Origin of the sequence: Sediminicoccus sp. BL-A-41-H5 (genome assembly GCF_050632405.1) — a bacterium.
Classification (GTDB): domain Bacteria; phylum Pseudomonadota; class Alphaproteobacteria; order Acetobacterales; family Acetobacteraceae; genus Roseococcus.
In genome coordinates this window covers 4,424,300-4,446,144 of record NZ_CP192601.1, presented here as the reverse complement: position 1 = coordinate 4,446,144, position 21,845 = coordinate 4,424,300, and the positions used below count along the sequence as shown (strand labels likewise).

22 protein-coding genes are annotated in these 21,845 nt (G+C 70.6%); 17 read left to right on the top strand and 5 right to left on the bottom strand.

Going from position 1 to position 21,845, the window contains the following annotated elements; all coding sequences use genetic code 11:
* Positions 1 to 72: 72 nt before the first annotated feature.
* The 3 genes from ACQ860_RS21825 to ACQ860_RS21815 form a co-directional block, all read right to left on the bottom strand.
* Positions 73 to 2,469 carry a 1-deoxy-D-xylulose-5-phosphate synthase N-terminal domain-containing protein gene (locus tag ACQ860_RS21825; RefSeq protein WP_431305414.1) on the bottom strand — a complete coding sequence of 799 codons (2,397 nt, stop codon included), beginning with the start codon at positions 2,467 to 2,469 and terminating at the stop codon, positions 73 to 75.
* 70 nt (positions 2,470 to 2,539) lie between these two features.
* Positions 2,540 to 3,940, bottom strand: coding sequence for a malonyl-CoA decarboxylase (locus tag ACQ860_RS21820; RefSeq protein ID WP_431305413.1), 1,401 nt, complete (start codon positions 3,938 to 3,940; stop codon positions 2,540 to 2,542).
* A gap of 98 nt (positions 3,941 to 4,038) precedes the next feature.
* A complete protein-coding gene (locus ACQ860_RS21815; protein WP_431305412.1) occupies positions 4,039 to 5,472 on the bottom strand; it encodes an NAD(P)H-hydrate dehydratase in 1,434 nt (477 codons plus the stop codon).
* Between the two features lie 35 nt (positions 5,473 to 5,507).
* Between ACQ860_RS21815 and ACQ860_RS21810 the strand changes: the two genes are divergently transcribed.
* Both ACQ860_RS21810 and ACQ860_RS21805 read left to right on the top strand, forming a co-directional pair.
* Positions 5,508 to 6,824 (top strand): sulfite oxidase, encoded by a 1,317-nt coding sequence (locus ACQ860_RS21810; protein WP_431305411.1) that lies wholly within the window; start codon positions 5,508 to 5,510, stop codon positions 6,822 to 6,824.
* On the top strand, positions 6,824 to 7,156 hold the full coding sequence (locus ACQ860_RS21805; RefSeq protein WP_431305410.1) for a hypothetical protein: 333 nt from the start codon (positions 6,824 to 6,826) through the stop codon (positions 7,154 to 7,156). Before ACQ860_RS21810 ends, ACQ860_RS21805 begins: the two co-directional genes overlap by 1 nt.
* Before the next feature lie 40 nt (positions 7,157 to 7,196).
* Here ACQ860_RS21805 and ACQ860_RS21800 read toward each other — a convergent pair whose 3' ends face one another.
* Complete coding sequence (locus ACQ860_RS21800; RefSeq protein ID WP_431305409.1) at positions 7,197 to 7,655, bottom strand: CBS domain-containing protein; 459 nt, start codon at positions 7,653 to 7,655, stop codon at positions 7,197 to 7,199.
* A 140-nt stretch (positions 7,656 to 7,795) separates the two neighbouring features.
* On the opposite strand from ACQ860_RS21800, the gene ACQ860_RS21795 reads away from it, so the two are divergent.
* From ACQ860_RS21795 to ACQ860_RS21725, 15 genes are all read left to right on the top strand, one after another.
* On the top strand, positions 7,796 to 8,440 hold the full coding sequence (locus tag ACQ860_RS21795) for a hypothetical protein (RefSeq protein ID WP_431305408.1): 645 nt from the start codon (positions 7,796 to 7,798) through the stop codon (positions 8,438 to 8,440).
* A gap of 112 nt (positions 8,441 to 8,552) precedes the next feature.
* Positions 8,553 to 9,194 (top strand): ParA family partition ATPase, encoded by a 642-nt coding sequence (parA, locus tag ACQ860_RS21790; RefSeq protein ID WP_431305407.1) that lies wholly within the window; start codon positions 8,553 to 8,555, stop codon positions 9,192 to 9,194.
* Complete coding sequence (locus tag ACQ860_RS21785; RefSeq protein WP_431305802.1) at positions 9,194 to 9,649, top strand: CopD family protein; 456 nt, start codon at positions 9,194 to 9,196, stop codon at positions 9,647 to 9,649. Before parA ends, ACQ860_RS21785 begins: the two co-directional genes overlap by 1 nt.
* Positions 9,646 to 10,074 carry a GNAT family N-acetyltransferase gene (locus ACQ860_RS21780; RefSeq protein ID WP_431305406.1) on the top strand — a complete coding sequence of 143 codons (429 nt, stop codon included), beginning with the start codon at positions 9,646 to 9,648 and terminating at the stop codon, positions 10,072 to 10,074. Before ACQ860_RS21785 ends, ACQ860_RS21780 begins: the two co-directional genes overlap by 4 nt.
* 269 nt (positions 10,075 to 10,343) lie before the next feature.
* The gene (dcd, locus tag ACQ860_RS21775) at positions 10,344 to 10,898 is read left to right on the top strand and encodes a dCTP deaminase (RefSeq protein WP_431305405.1); all 555 of its coding nucleotides are present in this window, start codon (positions 10,344 to 10,346) and stop codon (positions 10,896 to 10,898) included.
* Positions 10,899 to 10,919: 21 nt separating this feature from the next.
* Positions 10,920 to 11,723 carry an SDR family NAD(P)-dependent oxidoreductase gene (locus ACQ860_RS21770; protein ID WP_431305404.1) on the top strand — a complete coding sequence of 268 codons (804 nt, stop codon included), beginning with the start codon at positions 10,920 to 10,922 and terminating at the stop codon, positions 11,721 to 11,723.
* Positions 11,724 to 11,786: 63 nt separating this feature from the next.
* The gene (locus tag ACQ860_RS21765; RefSeq protein WP_431305403.1) at positions 11,787 to 12,203 is read left to right on the top strand and encodes a hypothetical protein; all 417 of its coding nucleotides are present in this window, start codon (positions 11,787 to 11,789) and stop codon (positions 12,201 to 12,203) included.
* 3 nt (positions 12,204 to 12,206) lie between these two features.
* Entirely contained in the window at positions 12,207 to 13,433 is a 1,227-nt protein-coding gene (locus tag ACQ860_RS21760; RefSeq protein ID WP_431305402.1) for an HlyD family secretion protein, read from the top strand.
* 122 nt (positions 13,434 to 13,555) lie between these two features.
* Positions 13,556 to 14,818: a UDP-N-acetylglucosamine 1-carboxyvinyltransferase gene (murA, locus tag ACQ860_RS21755; RefSeq protein ID WP_431305401.1), complete on the top strand. Its 1,263-nt coding sequence runs from the start codon at positions 13,556 to 13,558 to the stop codon at positions 14,816 to 14,818.
* A gap of 11 nt (positions 14,819 to 14,829) precedes the next feature.
* Positions 14,830 to 15,501, top strand: a complete 672-nt coding sequence (gene hisG / locus ACQ860_RS21750; RefSeq protein ID WP_431305400.1) for an ATP phosphoribosyltransferase — start codon at positions 14,830 to 14,832, stop codon at positions 15,499 to 15,501.
* Positions 15,502 to 15,565: 64 nt separating this feature from the next.
* Positions 15,566 to 16,852, top strand: a complete 1,287-nt coding sequence (gene hisD, locus ACQ860_RS21745) for a histidinol dehydrogenase (protein WP_431305399.1) — start codon at positions 15,566 to 15,568, stop codon at positions 16,850 to 16,852.
* A 102-nt stretch (positions 16,853 to 16,954) separates the two neighbouring features.
* On the top strand, positions 16,955 to 17,323 hold the full coding sequence (locus tag ACQ860_RS21740) for a hypothetical protein (RefSeq protein WP_431305398.1): 369 nt from the start codon (positions 16,955 to 16,957) through the stop codon (positions 17,321 to 17,323).
* Positions 17,324 to 17,492: 169 nt separating this feature from the next.
* Positions 17,493 to 18,845, top strand: a complete 1,353-nt coding sequence (locus tag ACQ860_RS21735; protein WP_431305397.1) for an NAD(P)H-dependent oxidoreductase — start codon at positions 17,493 to 17,495, stop codon at positions 18,843 to 18,845.
* 40 nt (positions 18,846 to 18,885) lie between these two features.
* Positions 18,886 to 19,668, top strand: coding sequence for an SDR family NAD(P)-dependent oxidoreductase (locus ACQ860_RS21730; RefSeq protein ID WP_431305396.1), 783 nt, complete (start codon positions 18,886 to 18,888; stop codon positions 19,666 to 19,668).
* A gap of 6 nt (positions 19,669 to 19,674) precedes the next feature.
* On the top strand, positions 19,675 to 20,646 hold the full coding sequence (locus ACQ860_RS21725) for a Bug family tripartite tricarboxylate transporter substrate binding protein (RefSeq protein WP_431305395.1): 972 nt from the start codon (positions 19,675 to 19,677) through the stop codon (positions 20,644 to 20,646).
* A gap of 36 nt (positions 20,647 to 20,682) precedes the next feature.
* On the opposite strand, the gene ACQ860_RS21720 is transcribed toward ACQ860_RS21725, so the two are convergent.
* A complete protein-coding gene (locus tag ACQ860_RS21720) occupies positions 20,683 to 21,726 on the bottom strand; it encodes a C-terminal binding protein (protein ID WP_431305394.1) in 1,044 nt (347 codons plus the stop codon).
* Positions 21,727 to 21,845: the final 119 nt, after the last annotated feature.

Here is a 21,845-nt window from a genome sequence, read left to right as displayed (position 1 = left end):
GGATCATGGCCCAGGGTCTCACGGCAAGCCGCTCCGCCTCCGCCGTAGCCTCCGACGGGCCGTCAACGAGCCTTAGTTGCCTGGTGCCAGCAGCAACTCCGCGCAGGCATCCAGGATCGCCGCCTCGTCCAGCCCGTATTCGGCATAGAGCGCCGGGATGTCGCCGCCCTGGCCGAAGCGGTCCACGCCGAGCGCGGCGATGCGCTGACCGCGCACGCCGCCCATCCAGTCCAGCGCCGCAGGGTGGCCATCCAGCAGGGTGACGATGCCCGCACCCGGCGCCAGCGGGGCCAGCAACGTCTCGATCCACGAGGGCGCGGCGCCCGGCCCGCCACGCGCCCGCTTGCGCGATTCGAGCCAGCCCTGGTGCAGCCGGTCGGGCGAGGTGACGGCGAGGAGCCCGGCGCCGGGCTCCTCGGCACGCAGCGTCTCGAAGGCCGCCATGGCTTCCGGCGCCAGGGCCCCCTGATAGGCGATGGCGATGCGCGCCCCCGGCGCGGGCGGCACCATCCAGTAGCCGCCGGCGATGACCTGCGCCGGGTCGAGCTGCCGCTCGGGCTGCGTGAGGCCGCGCGTGGAAAGCCGCAGCCAGACGGAGGAGCCCTCCGGCTCCTGCATATGCGCGAAGGCATGGCGCATCAGGATGGCGAGTTCATCGGCGAAGGCGGGCTCATAGGCGGCGAGCCGGTCCTGCGCCATGCCGATCAGCGGCGTGTTCACCGACTGGTGCTGCCCGCCCTCGGCCGCCAGCGTGATGCCCGAGGGCGTGCTGACCAGCAGGAAGCGCGCATCCATGTAGCAGCCGTAGATCAGCGCATCGAGGCCGCGGTTCACGAAAGGATCGTACACGGTCCCGATCGGCAGCAGCCGCGCGCCATAGAGCCGGTCGGACAGGCCAAGCGCCGCCAGCACGAGGAAGAGGTTCTGCTCGGCGATGCCGAGTTCCACATGCTGCCCCTCGGGCGACATGCCCCAGCGCTGGGCCGAGGCCAGCTTGGCATCGCGGAAGACATCGTTCTTCAGATGGCGGTCGAAGATGCCGCGCCGGTTCACCCAGGGGCCGAGATTGGTGGAGACGGTCACATCCGGGCTGGTGGTGACGATGCAGGCCGCCATGGGCGCGAATTCCCCCTCCCCACGCCCGATCCCGGCCAGGATCTCGCCGAAGGCCGCCTGGGTGGAGAGCTTCCGGCCTGCCGGCACGCGCGGCACGGGCAGCACGGCGGGGATCGGAATCTTGGGCGAGGTGAGCGAACGGCCCGCCGGCGTCAGCTTCTCGGCGAAGGGCACACTCTGGATGAAGGCGCGCATCTCCTCGGCCGAGATGTCCAGCCCCTCGAACTCGTCCCACTCATGGCCCGGGCGGATGCGCATGGCGGAGCGGAACTCCTCCATCTGCTCCTTCGTCATCAGCCCGGCATGATTGTCCTTGTGGCCGGCGAAGGGCAGGCCCATGCCCTTCACGGTGTAGGCGATGAAGCAGGTGGGCTGGTCACCCGCCGCATCCTGGGCGCGGAAGGCCTCCATCAGCGTCTCGATGTCGTGGCCGCCGAGGTTGTTCATCAGCGCCGCCAGCTCGTCATCGGTCAGCGGATCAATGATGGCGCGCAGCCCCTCCTCGCGGCCGAGCTCGGCGAGCAGCGCGCTGCGCCAGGCCGCACCGCCCTGGAAGGTGAGGGCCGCATAGAGGCTGTTGGGGCAATCGTCGATCCAGCGGCGCAGCGCCTCGCCGCCCGGGCGCGCGAAGGCGGCCTGCAGCTTGCGGCCGTATTTGAGGGTGACGACGTTCCAGCCCATGTCGCGGAACAGGCCCTCGATGCGGCCGAAGAGGCGATCCTGCACCACGGAATCCAGGCTCTGGCGGTTGTAGTCCACCACCCACCAGACATTGCGGATGTCGTGCTTCCAGCCCTCCAGCAGGGCCTCGTAGATGTTGCCCTCGTCCAGCTCCGCATCGCCCACGATAGCGACATGCCGGCCGGCGGGCAGGCCCTCGGGCGCCAGCTTCTTCAGGCGCACATAATCCTGCACCAGGCTGCCGAAGCTGGTCAGCGCCACGCCCAGGCCGACCGAGCCCGTGGAGAAATCCACTTCCCCGCCATCCTTCATGCGGGAGGGATAGGGCTGGATGCCGCCGAATTGCCGCAGCGTGGAGAGCCGCTCCGCGCTCTGCCGCCCCAGCAGCAGGTTCATGGCGTGGAAGACAGGGCCCGCATGCGGCTTGATGGCGACACGATCGGCCGGCTTCAGGATGTCGAAATAGAGCGCCGTCAGGATCGAGATGACCGAGGCGCAGGAGGCTTGGTGCCCGCCCACCTTCAGCCCGTCCCGGTTGGAGCGGACATGGTTGGCGTGATGGATCATCCAGGCCGAGATCCAGAGCAGCTTGCGCTCGACGGCGTTCAGCAGGGTCACGCGCCGCGCCTCGTCCATGGTGGCGGCGCGTGCGAGGGGGGATTGCTGGTTCATGGCGGGACTTTCCTGGCTTGAGGGGAGCTTACCCCGATCCCCCCCCGGCGTGGCTAGACCTGTCCCTCGGCTAGCTCTTCACCAGCTTGCGCACCGCGCTCGCCATGGCGCGCTTGCCCTCGCCGGCATAGGCCTCGTGATTGTCCTCGATGAAGGCGGGATCATAGAGGTAGTTCACCATCAGCCCCGCACTCTCCCGCATGCCCTTGGCCGAGGTGTCGCCCCGCCAGTTGATGCGCTCGACGCGCGCCCCGTTCGAAAGGTGGAAATGCGCCACCGGATCGGCCGCGCGCTTGGGGTTGCGGCCCGCCTCGAGAGCGACGAAGCGGGCGCAGAGCCGCACCAGCACCGGCTCCAGCACCTTGGCCAGCGCCGGCGGCCATTCCTTGCGCGAGAGCAGCAATTGCAGCGCGGCGCCCGGCGAGGTCTCGGGAGGCACGCCGGCGGCGTTGCGGATGGCGGTGAGTTCCTCGGGCGTCAGCAGCGTCGCGTCGCCCGCCTCCTCGCGCGCATTCAGCCAGCGGCAGAAGCCCGGCACGGGCGAGAGGGTTGCGAATTGCTTGAGGCCGCGGAATTCCTGGCCCAGCACCTCGACCACGCGCTTGATCAGGAAATTGCCGAAGGCGATGCCGTCGAGGCCGCGCTGGCAGTTGTTGATCGAATAGAAGATCGCGGTGTCCGCCTGATTCGGGTCCATCACCTCGGCCTTGGGGTCGAGCAGCGCCTGGACGGAGCCGGCGAGCCCCTTCATCAGCGCGATCTCGACGAAGATCAGCGGCTCTTCCGGCATGCGGGGGTGGAAGAAGGCGTAGCAGCGGCGATCGGAATCCAGGCGGTTCTTCAGGTCGTCCCAGCTCTCGATGCGGTGCACCGCCTCATAGCGGATCAGCTTTTCCAGCAGGGCCGCGGGCGAGTTCCAGTCGATGCGGCGCAATTCAAGAAAGCCGAGGTCGAACCAGGAGGTGAGCAGCGTCTTGAGGTCCGCGTCGAGCGCTTCCAGCAACGGATCGGTCTCGACGGCGCGCAGCAGGTCGGCGCGGAGGTCCACGAGCAGCTTCATGCCGTCGGGGATCGCGGTGAACTGCGTCAGCAGCCGCACGCGCGGACTTTCCAGCGCGCGCCGGAGCCGGACCTTGGCCGCCGCCTTGGCCGGGCCGTCCGTGGCCTGCGTCCAATCGACGATGGCGCGCTCGACCGCCTTCGGGTCGGCGTCGAACCCCGCCAGCACCCGCAGGAAATTGACGCGCTCGGCCTCCGAGAATCCACGATAGGCGGCGGCGAGCTTGGCGGCGCGGGCGCGGGCCGAGACCTCGCCACCCCGCGCGGCGAGACAGGCCTGCATCTGGCCGGCGATGTCCTCCGCCTCGTCACGCCCGCCGACGCGGTCCGCCATGTCCCGCCAGAGACCCGTCACGCGCCGCAGGGCGCGATCCACCAGGGAGTCTGACAGTGACAAGGCGGCATCGGACATGAGCACTCTCCCAAAGAGGCAGAAAGTCTAGCTCGGAAACATCCGGAAATAAAGCGCGATCCACCTGAGGCTGCACATTTGCGGGCCGTGCAAGTCCTTCATTCATCGAGAAAAACGGCGGCGCGTCGCACCGCCTCCGGCAGGTCCTCGGCCACCAGCCCGGGCCCCACCAGGGTGCCGGCCTCGCCCTGCAGCCAGGCCGCGGCCGCGGCCGCCTCGAAAGGGGGCAGGCCCTGCGCGAGCAGCGAGGCGGCGAGGCCCGCCAGCACATCCCCGCTGCCGCCGGTCGCGAGCCAGGGCGGCGCATTGTGGTTGATCGCGGCCCGGCCATCGGGGGCGGCGATCACGCTGTCCGAGCCCTTGAGGAGCACCACCGCCCCGCTTCGCCGCGCCGCCGCGCGCGCGGCCGCAAGCCGGTCCCCTCCCGCCGGGCCGAAGAGGCGCGCGAACTCGCCCTCATGCGGCGTGAGGATGGCAGCCCCTTGCAGCGCCTCGGGCTGGCCGGCGCAGGCGGAGAGCGCGCCCGCATCCAGCACGAGGCGCCGGCCCTCGCGCAGCAGCGTCGCGACGGCGCCGCGCGTGGTGGCGTCGGGCGGCAGGCCGGGGCCGAGCAGGATGACCTGTCGCTTCGGGTCATCCACCAGCGCGCCCAGCAGCTCCTGCATGCCCTCGGCCTGGATCACCAGCGCGCCGGGCTCGGCCAGTCGGTGCAGCGCGGCGCTCTGGCCATCGGCGCAGGCGAGCGTGACGAGCCCCGCGCCGATGCGCCGCGCCGCGCGGGCCGCCAGCAGCGCGGCCCCCGCCATCTGCGTGCCGGAGAGGATCGTGACATGGCCACGGCTGTGCTTGTGGCTCGCCGCATCCGGGCGCGGCAGGCGCCAGAGCGCCGGGCCGTTCGCGAAGGTCATGGGGCGGATGTGTTCCAGCACCGCGGGGGGCAGCCTGATATCGGCCAGCACGAGTTCGCCGCAGAGGTCGCGCCCGGGGCGCAGCAGATGCCCGGGCTTGCGGCGGAAGAAGGTGACGGTCAGCGCGGCCTGCGCCGCGAAGCCGCGCACCGCGCCCGTGGCGCCGCAGACGCCCGACGGCACATCCACCGCGACGATGGGCGCGGATGCGGCGGCCAGCATCTCCGCCGCCAGCCCCTCCACCGGGCGCGAGAGGCCGGCGCCGAAGAGCGCGTCCACCACCAGGCCCGCGCGGGCCACCTCCTCAACCGCGAAGGGCCGCATCGGCCCGGGCCAGGCGGCGGCTGCCAGCGCCGCATCGCCCCTGGGCGCGGCAAGCGCTGCGACGCCCACATCCCACCCTGCGCGCTCCAGCAACCGCGCGACCACATAGCCATCGCCGCCATTATTGCCGGGCCCGGCGAGCACCAGCACGCGGCAGGGCCGGAAGCGTCGGCCGATGGCCCATGCCACAGCGCGGCCGGCCGCCGCCATCAACGCCGGGCCATTCCCGGCCAGTCGGTCCGCCTCGGCCATTTCGGTGGGCGTCAGCAACTCCGGGGGGATTGCAGGCTTGAAAGACATGGCCGACATACTCGCTCAACAAAAGGAGGAATCACATGGTCCAGAGCCGGGAACGCTCGATCCAGGAACTCTATCGCGACGACCCCGAGCGGGCCGATGCACTGGCCTGGGGCCGGCGCGGTGTGCTGAAGGGCGCGGCGCTCGCCTCGATGGGTGCCGCGCTGGGCGCCTCCATCCCCTTCGCGCGGCACATGCCGGGCGGAATGCTTCCCGCCCTCTTCGCCCGCCCTGCTTCGGCCCAGCAGGCCCCGGCCGTCTTCCGCATGGAGGGCAAGGCGGAGCTCATCCTCCAGGGCGACCGCCCGCTGGTCGGCGAGACGCCCGAGCACATGCTGGATGAGGCGGTGACCAGCTACCGCTACTTCTTCGTCCGCAACAACGGCCAGATCCCCGAGCCGCTGACGACGGACCCCAATGCCTGGCGCTTCACGCTGGATGGCGAGGTGAACACGCCGCTGACCCTCACCGTGGGCGACCTGCGCGCGCGCTTCCCCAATGTCACGCGCCAGCTCCAGATGGAATGCGGCGGCAATGGCCGCGCCTTCTTCGCACCGCAGACGCGCGGCAACCAATGGGGCAATGGCGCGATCAGCAACGGCGAATGGACGGGCGTGCGCCTGCGCGACGTGCTGGCGGCGGCCGGGCTGAAGCCGGGTGGCGCCTATACAGGGCATTTCGGCGCGGACCCGCATCTCTCGGGTGCGACGGACCGCCAGGCGATCAGCCGCGGCATGCCCATCGCCAAGGCGATGGACGAGGACACGATCATCGCCTTCGCGCTGAACGGCCAGCCGCTGCCGCACATCCATGGCGCGCCGATCCGCCTCGTCACCCCGGGCTGGCCGGGCAGCCTCAGCCAGAAGTGGCTGACGCGCATCACCATCCTCGACAAGCCGCACACCGGGGCCGGCATGGGCGGCACCAGCTACCGCGTGCCGGTGCGCCCGATCGTGCCCGGCAGCAGCAACAACGGCGCCGATTTCGTGGACATGACGAGCATGCCCGTGCGCTCGATCCTCTCCTCGCACGCGCATGGCTCGCGCCTGCCCGCCGGCACCCGCAGCCTCGACCTGCGGGGCGCCGCCTGGGCCGGCGACCTGACGGTTCGCGCGGTGGATGTGAGCGTGGATTTCGGCGCGAGCTGGACCGCGATGCAGGTCGCCGCCCCCGCCAATCGCCACGCCTGGCAGCGCTGGCAGGGCCGCGTCGCGCTGCCGTCCGATGGGTATTTCGAGATCTGGTATCGCGCGACGGACAGCCAGGGGAAGATGCAGCCGCTGGCCGCCGCGAACTGGAACCCGCAGGGCTACGGCGCCAACCCGATCAGCCGTGCGGCGATCCTGGTCGGCTGATGCGGCGCTTCCTTCTCGTCGCCACCTGCCTGGCCGGCGCGACCCTGGCCCAGGCCGCCGATGCGCCGGGCGGCGAGGATCCCTCCATCCTGCCGGCCGGCCAAGGGCAGGAGGAGGTGTTCTACGCCTGCACCGCCTGCCACAGTACGGCGATCATCCGCCGCAGCCATTTCCCGCGCGAACAATGGGACGGGCTGATGGACTGGATGACGGAAAAACATGGGATGAACCCGCTGGAGGGCGCCGAACGCACCCTCATCGTGGATTACCTGACGCAGCATTTCGGCCCGCGCGCGGCACCGGCGCGCGGCCGCAATCCCTTCCTGAACTGAGCCCCGGCCGGGCGGCCCACCCCGCCCGGCGCCCTCCCCCTCAGGCGACGCGACCGAGCCCGTAGCCCCGGCCGATCACATAGGCCTGCAGCGATTCCACATCGCTCTGCTGGCTGTTGATGCGATAGCGGACAAGGTCGCGGATCGAGACGATCCCGCACAGCCGCCGCGCGCGATCCACCACGGGCAGATGCCGGAAATAGCCGGCATCCATGACTTCCATCGCCTCATCCACGGAGGTCTCGGCCGTCACCACCTCGACCTCGCGCGTCATCAGCGCGGAGACCGGCAGCGCGAGCAGGCCCGCGCCATGCTGCGTCAGGCCGCGCACCACGTCGCGCTCGCTGAGGATGCCGACGAGCGCGCCATCCGCATCGCAGACCACGACCGCGCCGATACGCTGCCTCGCGATGATCGCCGCCGCCTCCGTCACCAGGGAATCCGGGAGGACGGAAATCACGGAGGCGCCCTTCTGGCTAAGCACGGCACCGACGGTCATGGCTGAATCCTTGCGATGGAGGAACGACGACGGAGGCTATATCCGACTCCTTAGGTCAGAGATCAGGAATTTCATGAATCTGTCCAAGACTTCATGTTCCGCTCATACAACAGGCCGCGAAGCCGCCGGTAGCATCCCGCATGCCCCTGACCCTCGCCTGCCTGCACACCGCGGAGAGCAACGCCACCCTGTTCGAGACGGCAGCCGCGGCGCTGCCCGGCGGTGCCCTCGCCCTGACCCACCGCATCCGCCCCGATCTGCTGCGCGATCCCAGCCCCGCCACGCTGGACGAGGCAGCAGCCGTGCTCCGCGAACTGGCGCGGGGGGCCGACGCGGTCCTGCTCACCTGCTCCACCATCGGCGGGGCCGCTTCCCGCGCCCGGGATGCGGCCCGCCCCGTGCTGCGCGCCGATGCCGCCCTGGCCGAGGCCGCGACACGACGCGGCGGCCTGGTCGAGGTGCTCTTCGCCGCGCCCACCACCGAAGGCCCGACGCGCGCCATCTTCGAGGCGGCGGCGGCCCGGACCGGCGCCATCATCCGGCTGCATCTGGTGGAGGGGGCCTGGCCGCTTTTCCTCGCGGGCGAGACCGCGGCCTACCACGCCGCCATCGCCCAGGCGGCGCGTGGCCTGCCGGGGCGGGTGGTGCTGGCCCAGGCCTCCATGGCGGGTGCCGCCACGCTGATGGCCGAGGCGCCACCGCTCACCGTGCCGGCGATCAGCGTGATGGCGGCGGCGCGGGCCGCGCTCAAGGCGCGGGAGACGCGCCAGGGCGCGGTGCGATGAGGCGGGATCAGGCGCCCGGTTTGCGCCCCCCGCATTTTCCGGGCCGCGACGCGAAGCCGCATGGCCTGGAAATGCTCTAGAGTGCGCCTCCACGATTCGCCGGAGCGCTGGAATGGCCTTCATCATCGCCGTGGCTCAGCAGAAAGGGGGCGCGGGCAAATCCACCCTCGCCTCCAACCTCGCCGTCGCGCTGCTCCACGGCAACCGGCGCGTGGCGCTGCTCGACACCGACCCCCAGGCGAGCCTCTCGCGGTGGCATGCGCTGCGCCCGGCTACCGCGCCGCGCCTGATCTTCGACGCGCCCTCAGGCTGGCGCGTGACCGGCGCGCTGGACAGGCTGAAGCGCGAGGCCGATGTCATCGTGATGGACACACCGCCCCATGCCGACACCGACAGCCGCATCGCCATCCGCGGCGCCGATCTGGTGCTGATTCCGCTGCAGGCCTCCCTGCCCGATCTTTGGGCGAGCGAGGCGACCATCGCGCTGGCCGAGGCCGAGAAGCGCGCCCATCGCCTGGTGCTGAACCGCCTGCCCGCCTCGGGCCGGCTGCGGGACGTGGTGATGGAGGAGCTGGCGCGCCGCAAGGCGCCCGTCATGGCGCAGACGCTGGGCAACCGCTCGGCCTTCGCCGCCGCCTTCGCGCTGGGCCAGGGGGTGACGGAGAGTGCCGCGCGCAGCCCGGCGGCCGAGGAGATCCGTGCGCTGGCGGCGGCCATCGGCAAGCTCACCGCCGGCAAGGCGAAGGGGAAGTGATGGGCAACCTCGCCTTCGCGCTGCATGTCGTCTTCGCCGCCCTCTGGGTGGGCGGCATGGGCTTCGCCATCCTCGCACTCCGCCCCGCCCTCGCGGTGCTGGAGCCGCCCCAGCGCCTGGCGCTGATGGGCCGCGTCCACAAGCGCTTCTTCCTGGTCGTCTGGCATGCCATGCCGATCGTGCTGCTCACCGGCTATTGGCTGCTGTTCGGCCATTTTGGCGGCTTTCGCAGCGTGGGCTGGCATGTCCACCTGATGCACCTGACCGGCCTGCTGATGGCCGCGATCTACCTCGCCATCTTCTTCGGACCCTGGCGGGCGATGCGCGCGGCCCTGGCCGCCGGCGAGCTTCCCCGCGCCGCCGCCGCCAATGAGCGCATCCGCCAGCTCGTCACGGCCAATCTCCTGCTGGGCCTCTTCACGCTCGGCATCGCCGCCTGGGGGCGCCTCGGTTGACGCACAAGCTCACCATCCGTGACGACGATTATCCCGAGCTGGAGGCGGTCGCCGCCATCCAGCGCGGCCTGCACAGCTACAACCAGGAGCGCGGCGGCCCCTATGACCGCGAGCCGGTGACGGTCCTCGCGCGTGACGAGGAGGAGGTGGTGAAGGGCGGGCTGCTCGGCCTCACCTACTGGAACTGGCTGTTCATCGACTGGCTCTGGCTGGCGCAGGATCAGCGCGGCAAGGGCCTTGGCACCGAGTTGCTGGCCCGGGCCGAGGCGGTGGCCCGCGGCCGCGGCTGCACCGACGCCTATACCGACACCTTCAGCTTCCACGCGCCGCATTTCTGGACGCGCAATGGCTGGGTGGAGGCGGGGCGGCTGGACGGCATGCCGCCGGGCCATGCCCGCATCTGGTACCGCAAGCGCCTCGTCTGACCATGCGGGCCGGCCCCTGGGGGCTGGTCCTCGCCCGCCTTCCGCCCCATCTGGGGGGCATGCCGCAACAGCCGCGCCGCCCGGACCACGCCACCGCATGACCGACGACAAGGAAGCCCGCCGCGCCGCCGCGCTGCGGGCCAATCTCCGCAAGCGCAAGGCACAGCAGCGCGCTCGCGCGGAGGGCCAGGAACCCGCATCCGATGGACGCGAGGCCCCGAAGGAGGCTAGACCCCCCACCTCCCAGCCAGAGCCGAGGAAGCCCTGACATGCCCATCATGCCCGACCACTGGATCCGCCGCATGGCGACCGAGCACGGCATGATCTCGCCCTTCATCGAGGGCCAGAAGCGCGAGGGCGTGATCTCCTACGGCCTCTCCTCCTACGGCTACGACGCGCGCGCCGCCGACGAGTTCAAGGTCTTCACCAATGTGGACAACGCGGTGGTGGACCCGAAGGAATTCTCCGAGACCGGCTTCGTCACCCGCAAGGGCCCGGTCTGCATCATCCCGCCCAACTCCTTCGTGCTGACCCACACCATCGAGTGGTTCAAGGTGCCGCGCGACGTCCTCGTGATCTGCCTCGGCAAGTCCACCTATGCCCGCTGCGGCCTGATCGTGAACGTGACGCCGCTGGAGCCCGAATGGGAAGGCCAGGTCACCATCGAGATCAGCAACACGACGCCGCTGCCCGCCAAGGTCTATGCGAATGAAGGGATCTGCCAATTCCTCTTCCTGCAGGGCGCCGGCCCGCCCGAGGTGAGCTATGCCGACCGCGCGGGCAAGTACATGGGCCAGCGCGGCGTGGCCCTGCCCCGGCTCTAGGGAACGGAGCCGGAGGGAGGCGTGGCCCCCTATCCCTGGCGCAACCTGCTCATCACCGGCGCGGCTTCCGGCCTTGGCCGTGCGTTGGCCGAAGCCTGCGCGGCGCCGGGCATGACCCTGCATCTGGGCGATGTGGAACCTGACGGGCTGGCGGAGACAGCGGCGCTCTGCACCGGGCGCGGCGCCCATGTCATGACGGCGGTGGTCGATGTCTGCGATGCCCGGGCCATGGCCGCCTGGGTCACGGGCGCTCAGCCGCTCGACCTGGTCATCGCCAATGCCGGCGTGCTGGGCGAGATCGGCGCGCCTTTCGAATGCCCGGACCAGGCAAGGCGCATCATCGAGACCAACGTCATGGGCACGATCAACACCGCCCTTCCCGCCATCGCCGTCATGGCGGCGCAAGCCCCCGGGTCCGATGGCGTGCGCGGGCGCATCGCCGTCATCTCCTCCATCCTCGCCTTCGTCGCGGCCCCGATGGCGCCTGCCTATTCAGCCAGCAAATCCGCCCTCCAGGCCTGGGCGGAGGCGATGGACGGCAATGAGCGCGCCCGCGGCATCCGCATCCATGCGGTCGCGCCGGGCTATATCCGGACCGGGCTCAGCGCCGCCAACACCATGCCCATGCCGCTCATCATGCGCCCCGCCCGCGCCGCGCGGCTGACGCTGGAGGGCATCGCGGCCGGCCGGACCCGCATCTCCTTTCCCCGCCGGGTGCATTTCGGCATCCGGCTGGTGGGCGCCCTGCCGCCCGATCTGCGCAACGCGCTGATCAGACGGGTGCAGCGCTGGCATCTGAGGCGCCAGCGCTGCACGGCCGGCTGAACCGGACTTCCAGCGCCCGGGTGAGGGCCATAGGCTCGCGCGACAACCACAGAAAAGCCCCACATGAGCACGCCGCCAGCCATCCACCCGGCCGCCCCGCATCACCTGCCGATCTTCATCCCCGGCCCCGATGGCAGCGACGGGCTGATGTGGATCACGGCCGGCATCCTGCTCGTCTCGACCATCGCCTTCGGCCTGCTCTTCCTGCGCCTGCACACCCTGCCGGAGCGCATGGCGCACCGGACCCACAAGCTGCAATTCGAGATCGTGGCCGTGCTGGGCCTGCTGGCTCTCTTCACCCATGTCCACGCCTTCTGGGTGGCCGGGCTTCTGCTGGCGCTGATCGACATCCCGGACTTCCTGACCCCCATGCGCCGCATCGCGGGCTCCAGCGAGCGCATCGCGGGCCTGCCGCCAGGCGCCGGCAACGACCCCGGGGCGCGGCCGCAGGCGCAAGCCGCCAAGAAGCGGGGCCACTGAGCCATGCTGGAAATCCTGCTCTGCTCGATGGTCACGATCCTGCCGGACTACCTGTTCCGACGTTACGCGCAGGGCAAGCGCTTCGGGCATGAGATCACGCTCTTCTCGGTCTGGTTCGAACTGCGCTGGGGCATCGTCACCTGCCTGCTGCTGGCGATCAGCCTGATCACCGCCGTCTTCTACTTCCACCCGACCAGCGTGCATGTCAGCTCGGTCTTTCGCACCGTGCCGATCGTGCCGCAGATCAATGGCCGGGTCGCGGAGATCTATGTGCGCGGGAGCGAGGCGGTGGAGGCCGGCGCGCCGCTGTTTCGCCTGGCCGATGAAAGCCAGCGGACGGCGGTCGAGACCGCGCGGCGCGCCGTGGCGGAGGTGGATGCCGCCCGGCTGGTGGCCCAGGCCGACCTCGCCGCTTCCGAGGCCCGCATCCTCGAAGCTCAGGCCGCACTGCAGCAGACGGCCGATGAACTGGCGATGCGCCGTTCGCTCGGCGATGTCGCGGCCCGGCGCGAGGTCGAGCGGCTGCAGGTGACGGTGCGGCAGCGCGAGGCGGGGGTCGCCGCCGCCCAGGCGGCGCGCGAGGCGGTCGCCGCCCGCCTCTCGTACCAGTTGCCGGCGGAACGCGCCAGCGCGCTCGCCGCACTCGCCCAGGCCGAGGCGGAGCTGGACAAGACCATCGTGCGCGCCGGCGTCTCCGGCCGGGTCGAGCAGTTCCTGCTCCAGGTGGGCGATGTGGTGAACCCCTTCGCCCGGCCCGCCGGCGTGCTGGTGCCCGAGGATCTCGGCCAGCGCAGCCCGCGCCTGGCCGCCGGCTTCGGCCAGATCGAGGCGCGCGTGCTGCGCGTCGGCATGCTGGCGGAGGCGAGCTGCGCCTCGCTGCCCTGGACCATCATCCCGATGGTGGTGACGGGCGTGCAGCCCTTCGTCGCCAGCGGCCAGGTGCGCGGCGGCGACGTGCTGCTGGACGCCCAGCAATTCAGCCGGCCGGGGACCGTGCTGGCCATCCTGGAGCCGCTCTATCCGGGCGGGCTGGACCAGGTGATCCCGGGCAGCAACTGCTTCGCCAATGCCTATACCTCGAACCACGAGGCGCTGAGCGACCCGGCGACCGGCACCTTGCAGGCCGTGGCGCTCCACGCCATCGACGCGGTCGGGCTGGTACATGCTATCCTTTTGCGAATTCAGACCCTTATGCTCCCCTTCAAGGCCCTGGTACTCTCAGGCCACTGACCGCTGGGCCAAGGCCCCCTGGGCGGGGGGCGGGCCATGCTCAGGGCGCGGTTGTCTTGGGCGGGGGGTGGTGGCAGATGGTCCCCGGTCAGCACGGGCTTTCAGGTTAGGCAGAGATCGAGATGGACCGGATTCGCATCCGCGGCGGCGTGAAGCTGAACGGCACCGTGCCGGTCTCGGGCGCCAAGAACGCGACCCTGCCCCTCATGGCCGCCGCCCTGCTCTGCGACGGGCCGCTGACGCTCACCAATGCGCCGGACCTCGCCGACATCGCCACCATGAGGGCGCTGCTGGTCCAGCACGGGCTGACCGTGGAGCATGACCGGCAGGCCCGCACGCTGAAGCTCGGCGGGGCCGCGACCAACCTTGAGGCGCCCTACGACATCGTTCGCAAGATGCGTGCCTCGGTCCTCGTGCTGGGGCCCCTGCTCGCCCGCTACGGCCAGGCCCGCGTCTCGCTGCCCGGCGGCTGCGCCATCGGCACGCGGCCGGTGGATCTGCACATCAAGGGGCTGGAGCAGCTCGGCGCCGAGATCGAGATCAATGCCGGCTATATCGAGGCGCGCGCGCCCCAGGGCAGGCTGCGCGGGGCCAAGATCATCTTCCCCCAGGTCAGCGTCGGCGCCACCGAGAACCTGCTGATGGCCGCCTGCCTGGCCGAGGGCGAGACCGAGCTGGTCAACGCCGCGCGCGAGCCCGAGATCAGCGACCTCGCCATGTGCCTGATGCGGATGGGCGCGCGCATCGAGGGCATCGGCACCGGCACGCTGCGCATCGAGGGCGGCGCGACGCTGATGTCAGCGACGCACCCCATCGTGCCCGACCGGATCGAGGCCGGCACCTATGCCTGTGCCGCCGCCATCACCGGTGGCACGCTGCACCTGCAGGGCGCGAAGATGGAGCATTTGGGCGCCGTCGCCCGCGTGCTGCGCGATGCCGGGGTGGATGTGGCGGAAACCCATAGCGGCCTCACCGTCAGCCGGCTGAACGGCCTGCGCGGCGTGGATGTCGTGACGGAACCCTTCCCCGGCTTCGCCACCGACATGCAGGCCCAGTTCATGGCGCTGATGTGCGTGGCCGAAGGCGCCTCGATGATCACCGAGACCATCTTCGAGAACCGCTTCATGCATGTGCCTGAGCTGATGCGCATGGGGGCCCGCATCAACTTCCATGGCACCTCCGCCATCATCCGCGGCGTGCCGAAGCTGGCCGGCGCGCCGGTGATGGCGACCGATCTGCGCGCCTCGGTCAGCCTGATCCTGGCCGGCCTCGCCGCCGAGGGGGAGACCATCGTGAACCGCGTCTATCACCTCGACCGCGGCTATGAGCATGTCGAGCAGAAGCTGGCGGCCGTCGGCGCCGACATCGCGCGGCTGCCGGCGTGATGGACATGCCCATGCCGCTGACCGCGAACGAGACCGGGACCGGCCTGATCCTGGCCCTGCCGAAGGGCCGCATCCTGAAGGAGCTGCGGCCCGTCCTGGCCAGCGCCGGCATCGTGCCGGCCTCGGATTTCCTCGACGAGGACAGCCGCCGCCTGCGCTTCGAGACCAACGACCCCATGCTGGACGTGGTGCGGGTCCGCCCCTTCGACGTCGCCACCTTCGTGGCCCATGGCGGCGCGCAGATCGGCGTCTGCGGCGGCGATGTGCTGATGGAATACGACACGGACCAGATCTACGCGCCGCTCGACCTCGGCCTGGGCCGCTGCCGCGTCTCGGTGGCCGAACAGGCCGTGACGGCGGGGCAGGATGACCCGTCCCGCTGGTCGCGCATCCGGGTCGCCACCAAATACCCGAACATCGCGCGCCGCCACTTCTCCGCACGCGGCGTGCAGGCGGAGGTGGTGCATCTGAACGGCGCGATGGAACTGGCGCCCTCCCTCGGGCTCTCCCGCGTCATCGTGGACCTGGTACAGACCGGCTCGACCCTGAAGGCGAACGGCCTCGTCGAGACGGAAGTCATCGCGCATGTCACCTCGCGCCTCATCGTGAACCGCACGGCACTGAAGACGCGGCCAGAGGAGATCGCGGGGTGGATTGCGCGGTTTCGCGCCGCCCTCACGTAACACCCAGGGGCGCTGCCCCTGGACCCCGCCAAAGGCCCAAGCCTTTGGAAACCATGAGTGAACCATGCAAATCATCAACACGCGCGATGCCGGGTTTGAGGCCGCCTTCACCGCCATCCTCGAAGACGGGCGCGACACGACCACGCGCGTGGACGCCGCCGTCGCGGACATCATCCAGCAGGTGCGCGCCGAGGGCGACGCCGCCCTGCTGCGCCTGACCGCGCGCTTCGACGGCTGGTCGCCGGCCGACACCACCGCGCTGCACGTGACCGCGGCCGAAATGGACGCCGCCATCGCCAGCATCGAACCCACGCTGCTGGCAGCCCTGGACCTCGCCGCGCAACGCATCGAAGCCTTCCACCGCGCGCAACTCCCGGCCGACCTCGTCCTCCCCGGCGCGGATGGCGTCGCTCTCGGCCTGCGCTGGAACGCGCTCGATGCCGTGGGCCTCTACGTGCCGGGCGGCAAGGCGGCCTACCCCTCCTCCGTGCTGATGAACGCCATTCCCGCGCGCGTGGCCGGCGTCGCACGCCTCGCCATGGTGGTGCCCACGCCGGGCGGCGCGCTGAACCCGCTGGTGCTGGCCGCCGCGCGCCGCGCGGGCGTGACGGAGGTCTGGCGCATCGGCGGCGCGCAGGCGGTGGCCGCACTCGCCTGGGGCACGGCCAGCATCGCCCCGGTGGACCGTGTCGTCGGCCCTGGCAATGCCTATGTGGCCGAGGCCAAGCGCCAGGTCTTCGGCCGCGTCGGTATCGATTCCATCGCCGGCCCCTCCGAGGTGCTGATCCTCGCCGACGCCACGAACAACCCCGCCCATGTGGCGATGGACCTGATGGCCCAGGCCGAGCATGACGAGGCTGCGCAATCCATCCTCATCACGGATGACGCGGGCTTCGCCGAAGCCGTGGCGCGCGAGGTGGAAAAGGCGCTGGAAACCCTGCCCCGCCGCGCCATCGCGGGCGAGAGCTGGGCCAGGCACGGCGCCATCATCCTGGTGCGCGCGTGGGAGGAGGCGGTGGGCCTCACCAATCGCCTCGCGCCCGAGCACCTGCAGATCATGACGGCCGACCCGCAGGCGCTCTTCGCCCGCATCCGCCACGCGGGTGCCGCCTTCCTCGGCCGCCACACGCCGGAGGCGATCGGCGATTACGTGGCCGGCCCCAACCACGTCCTGCCCACCGGCCGCACCAGCCGCTTCGCCTCGGGCCTCTCGGTCTTCGATTTCCTGAAGCGCACCACCTGGGTGGAAGCGGATGCGGCGGGCCTCGCCGCCATCGGCCCGGCCGCGGTGAAACTGGCCGAGGCCGAGGGCCTGGGCGCCCATGCGGCGAGTGTCGCGATCCGGCTGTGAAAGGCCACTCCGGCCGTCGGTCGGAACCGATGGCACCGATCGGGAGCGCCGATTGGGCAGGCCGGACACATGCCATAGGATGGAGGGCGGAGGAGATCATCCATGATCCGCAACGCCCTGCTCACCGCATCCGCACTGGCCATCCCGGCCCTGGCCTTGGCGCCCGCCGCCCAGAGCCAGCGCCCTGCCTTCATCCTCTATTGCGTGGAACTCCAGACCAGCTGGCCCGCCAATATCGTGATGGAAACGCGCGACGCCGCCGGCGCCTGGAGCCAGATCTCCTACGTCACCACGGATCCCGGCCGGCGATGCCAGCCCGCGCCGCACGACGCGACCCAGGTGCGCTTCACCATCCGCAGCAATATCAGCGGCCCCATGCGCATGGCCTGCCAGGTCACGGCACCGGGCGACCGGGCCGTCACGCTCCAGGTCACGGGCTCGCAGGAAAACCCCGCCTGCGTGCTGCGGTAGGGCGTGATGCGTTGAGGCGGAAGCGCCGAGACACTGAATCAACCTCTCGGCCAAAAGCCGGACCGCGCGAAGGGAACGCATGTGAACGCCGCGCGGTCCAGCAGCCGGCTTGCCTCCGGGGCTGCAGCATGGCTGTCTTCGGCGCCGGATTTGAACAGGTGTCGCGTCCATGAACCTCTCTCGCCTTCTCGCCGCCCGCGCGGCAGCCGGAAAGCCCATCACGGTCGGCGTCATCGGCGCGGGCAAGTTCGGCGCCATGTTCCTTGCCATGGCCGCGCGCTCGGCCGGCATCCATGTGGCGGTGATCGCCGACCTCGCGCCTGCCAAGGCGCGCGAGAACCTGACGCGCATCGGTTGGGAGGCGGAGCGCTCCGCCGCCGCCAGCCTGGACGCGGCGCTGGCCTCCGGCGCCACCTTCGTCACCGAGAACGCGGCGCTGGTGAATGACCCGCGCATCGAGGTGGTGGTGGAATCCACCGGCAATCCGGCAGCCGGCATCCGCCACGCGCTGGCCGCCATCGCCGCCCGCCAGCACATCGTCATGGTGAATGTCGAGGCCGATGTGCTGGCTGGCCCGCTGCTGGCCGCCAAGGCAGCCGAGGCGGGCGTCGTCTATTCCATGGCCTATGGCGACCAGCCGGCTTTGGTGTGCGAGATGGTGGATACGATCCGCGCGATGGGCCTGCCCGTCATCGCCGCCGGCAAGGGCACGAAATACCTGCCCGTCTTCCACGCCTCCACGCCCGAGACGGTCTGGGGCCATTACGGGCTGACGCCGGAGCAGGCGAAGGCCGGCGGCATGAACCCGCAGATGTTCAACTCCTTCCTCGACGGCACGAAGTCGAGCATCGAGATGGCGGCCATCGCCAATGCGACCGGCCTTCTCCCGCCCGAGGATGGCCTGGCCTTCCCGCCCTGCGGCGTGCAGGACCTGCCGCATATCCTGCGCCCCGCGGCCCAGGGCGGCATCCTGCCGCAGAAGGGCATGGTGGAAGTGATCAGCAGCCTGGAGCGCGATTCGCGACAGGTGGTGGGCGACCTGCGCTGGGGCGTCTATGCGGTGTTCGAGGGCGAGACCGACTACGTCCGCCGCTGCTTCTCCGAGTATGGCGTGCACACCGACAGCACGGGCCATTACGCGGCGCTCTGGCGCCCCTATCACCTGATCGGGCTCGAACTCGCCGTCTCCGTCGCCTCCGTCGCGCTGCGGCGCGAACCCACGGGCCTGAGCGAGGCCTGGCGCGGCGATGCGGTGGCGACCGCCAAGCGCCCGCTCAAGGCCGGCGAGGTCCTGGATGGCGAGGGCGGCGCCATGGTCTGGGGCAAGTGCATTCCCGCCGCGCGCAGCCTGGCCGAGAATGCGCTGCCCATCGGCCTCGCCCATGGGGTGAAGCTGCTGCGCGACATCCCCGAGGGCGCGGTGCTGCGCCAATCCGACGTGGCGCTGGACGCGACGCAGGATGCGGTGCGGCTCCGGCACGAGATGGAAAGCCAGGGCCGCCCCCTGTTGGCCGCCGAATAGGCCCGCTACGCTTCCCCCAAGCCAAGGGAAGGAAATCCGCATGAAGAACCTGTTCGACCTGACCGGAAAGGTCGCCATCGTCACCGGCGGCAGCCGCGGCATCGGCCGCGCCATCTGCGAACGCCTGGCACAGCACGGTGCCAAGGTGGTGGTCAGTTCCCGCAAGCTCGATGCCTGCCAGGAGGTGGTGGACGGCATCACGGCGCAGGGCGGCACCGCGATGGCGGTGGCCTGCAACATCGGCCGCAAGCCCGAGCTCCAGGCGTTGGTGGATGCGACCGTCGCTGCCTATGGCCAGGTGGACATCCTGGTCTGCAACGCGGCGGTGAACCCCTATTTCGGCCCCTCGCAGGACATTCCGGACGAGGCCTATGACCGCATCATGAACTCCAATGTCCGGAGCAACCTCTGGCTCTGCCAGATGGCGATCCCGGGCATGGCGGAGCGCGGCGGCGGCTCGGTCATCATCGTGAGTTCGATCGGCGGCTTCCGCGGCTCGCCGCGCCTGGGCATCTATGGCGTCTCCAAGGCCGCCGACATGCAGCTGGCCCGCGCGCTCGCCACCGAATGGGGCCCGCGCGGCGTGCGCGTGAACGCCATCGCCCCCGGCCTGGTGCGCACCGATTTCGCCCGCGCGCTCTGGGAGGACCCGGTGAACCTCAAGAAGCGCACGCGCGACACGCCGCTGCTGCGCATCGGCGAGCCGGACGAGATCGCCGGCGCCGCCGTGTTCCTGGCCAGCGCGGCATCGGGCTTCATGACCGGGCAGAGCATGGTGATCGATGGCGGCGTGCTGGCCGGCCCGCCGCTCGTCGAGGACTGAGCGGCCATGGCATCGCAGACCCGGCGCGCGGCGCTCGCGCTGCCCGGCCTGCTTGCCGTGCCCGCCCTGCGCGCGCAGGAGGCCTGGCCCAACCGCCCGCTCCGCCTTGTGGTGCCCTATGCGCCAGGCGGTGTCACCGACCAGCTCGGCCGGTTCATCGCCGAACGGCTCTCGCGCGTACTGGGCCAGCCCGTCGTCGTGGAGAATCGGGCGGGGGCCAACACCATCATCGGCACCCAGGCCGTGGCCCAGGCCGCCGGGGATGGCACCACGCTGCTGATGGCGTCTGGCGCCAGCATGGTGCTGAACCCGCTGCTCTATCGCCGCCTGCCCTATGATGCCGAGCGCGACCTGACGCTGCTGGCCGCGATGGTCGAGACGCCGCTGCTCATGGTGGTGCCGCCCTCGCTGCCGGCCGCGAACCTCGGCGAGTTCGTGGCACTCGCCCGGCAGCGGCGGCTGAACGTCGCGACCGTCGGCGTGGGCAATCCCATCCACCTCGCGGCGGAACTGTTTCGGAGTGCCGCCGGAATCGAGCTGGAAAACGTCGTCTATCCCGGCAGTGCGCCGGCGCTGACAGCGCTGATGGCGGGCGATGTGCAGGTGATGTTCGACGTGATCCTGACGGCCCTGCCCCTGGTGCAGGGAGGGCGGCTGCGCGCGCTGGCCGTCACCACGCGAAGCCGCGTGCCCGTGCTGCCGCAAGTGCCCAGCGTCGCGGAAATGGGCTTCCCGGATTACGAGGCGACCACCTGGTTCGGCGTGGCCGCGCCGCGTTCCACGCCGCAGCCCATCCAGGCCCGGCTGCGCGAGGCGCTGTCCGTGGTGCAGCGCGATCCGGCCTTCCAGGAACGCTTCGGGGGCCTCGGCCTGCTGATCCAGCCCATCCGCGACGAGGCCGCCCTCACCCGCATGATCGAGGGTGAGAATCGGCGCTGGTCGCAGATCATCCAGGCGCGCGGGATCGTCCTGGACTGAGAGGTGATCCGGCCACGCCGGATCACCCTCAATACCTCAGCTGTTCGGGCCGCGCCCGAGACCGACCGGCTGCCAGCGCTGCAGCTTCGTGGTCTGTAGCACGGCCGGGTTCACGCAGCTCATCGGCCATTTGCCCTGCAGCACCAGCGAGAGCTCGCTGCCCACGCGGCGCTTGCGCGCCTCGTCGAAGCGCGCCGAGGCCGAAGCCGTGTGCGCCGAGAGGATCACATTTTCCATGCCGAGGATCGGGTTGTTGTGGGAGGGCGGCTCGACCTCGAGCACGTCGAGCCCCGCATAGGCGATCCAGCCCTCGCTCAGCGCCTTGATCAGCGCCGCCTCGTCCACCGTGGGACCACGGCCGACATTGAGGAAGATCGCGCTCTTCTTCATCAGGCGGAAGTGCTTCTCCTGCAGCATCTTGTTGCACTCCGGCCGGGCCGGCGCGTGCATCGAAACGAAGTCGGACTGGCTCATCACCTCGTTCAGCGTCGCCGGCAGAACGCCGTGCTCGCTCATCAGCGTCTCATCGAGGAACGGGTCATAGGCAATCATGCGCAGGCCGAAGGGGGCGGCGCGCTTCGCCACCGCGCGGGCCACGCGGCCGAAGCTGATGAAGCCCAGCGTCTGGCCCATCAGGCGCGGGATCTGGAGCAGCGCCGGGCGGCCTTCCTTCCAGCGATGCTCGCGCACCATGCGGTCCTGCTCGATGGCGCGGCGGAAAGTCGCCAGCAGCAGCATCATGCAGTGGTCCGCCACCTCCTCGATGAAGGTGTCCGGCACGTTGGTCACGGGGATGCCCGCGCGCGTCGCGGCCTTCACATCCACGCTGTCCACGCCGACGGAGCCCAGGCTGATCACCTTGCAGTTCTTCAGCGCGCCGATGATCTCGGCGGTGATGGGAATGCCCTTGGCGTAGATCGCATCCGCCGTCGAAGCGGCAGCGATGAAGCCGGCCGTATCCGTGGGAGCCTCCACGATCTCGGCGTCGAGGCCGGCGAGCGCCTCCATCTCGAGCTCGTAGCCGCCCCCGGCGGTGGTGAAACTGGCGCCCGCGGGCGTCACGATGCGGAACTTCGCCATTGGCGTTGGCCTCCCTCTCTTGTGCGGCAAGCCAAGCATGCGTCCTGGCACCCGGCAAGGCCGCGGGCTTGCCAGCGCATCCGCTTGGGGCAGACTGGCCGCAACCAAGTCCAGGGAGG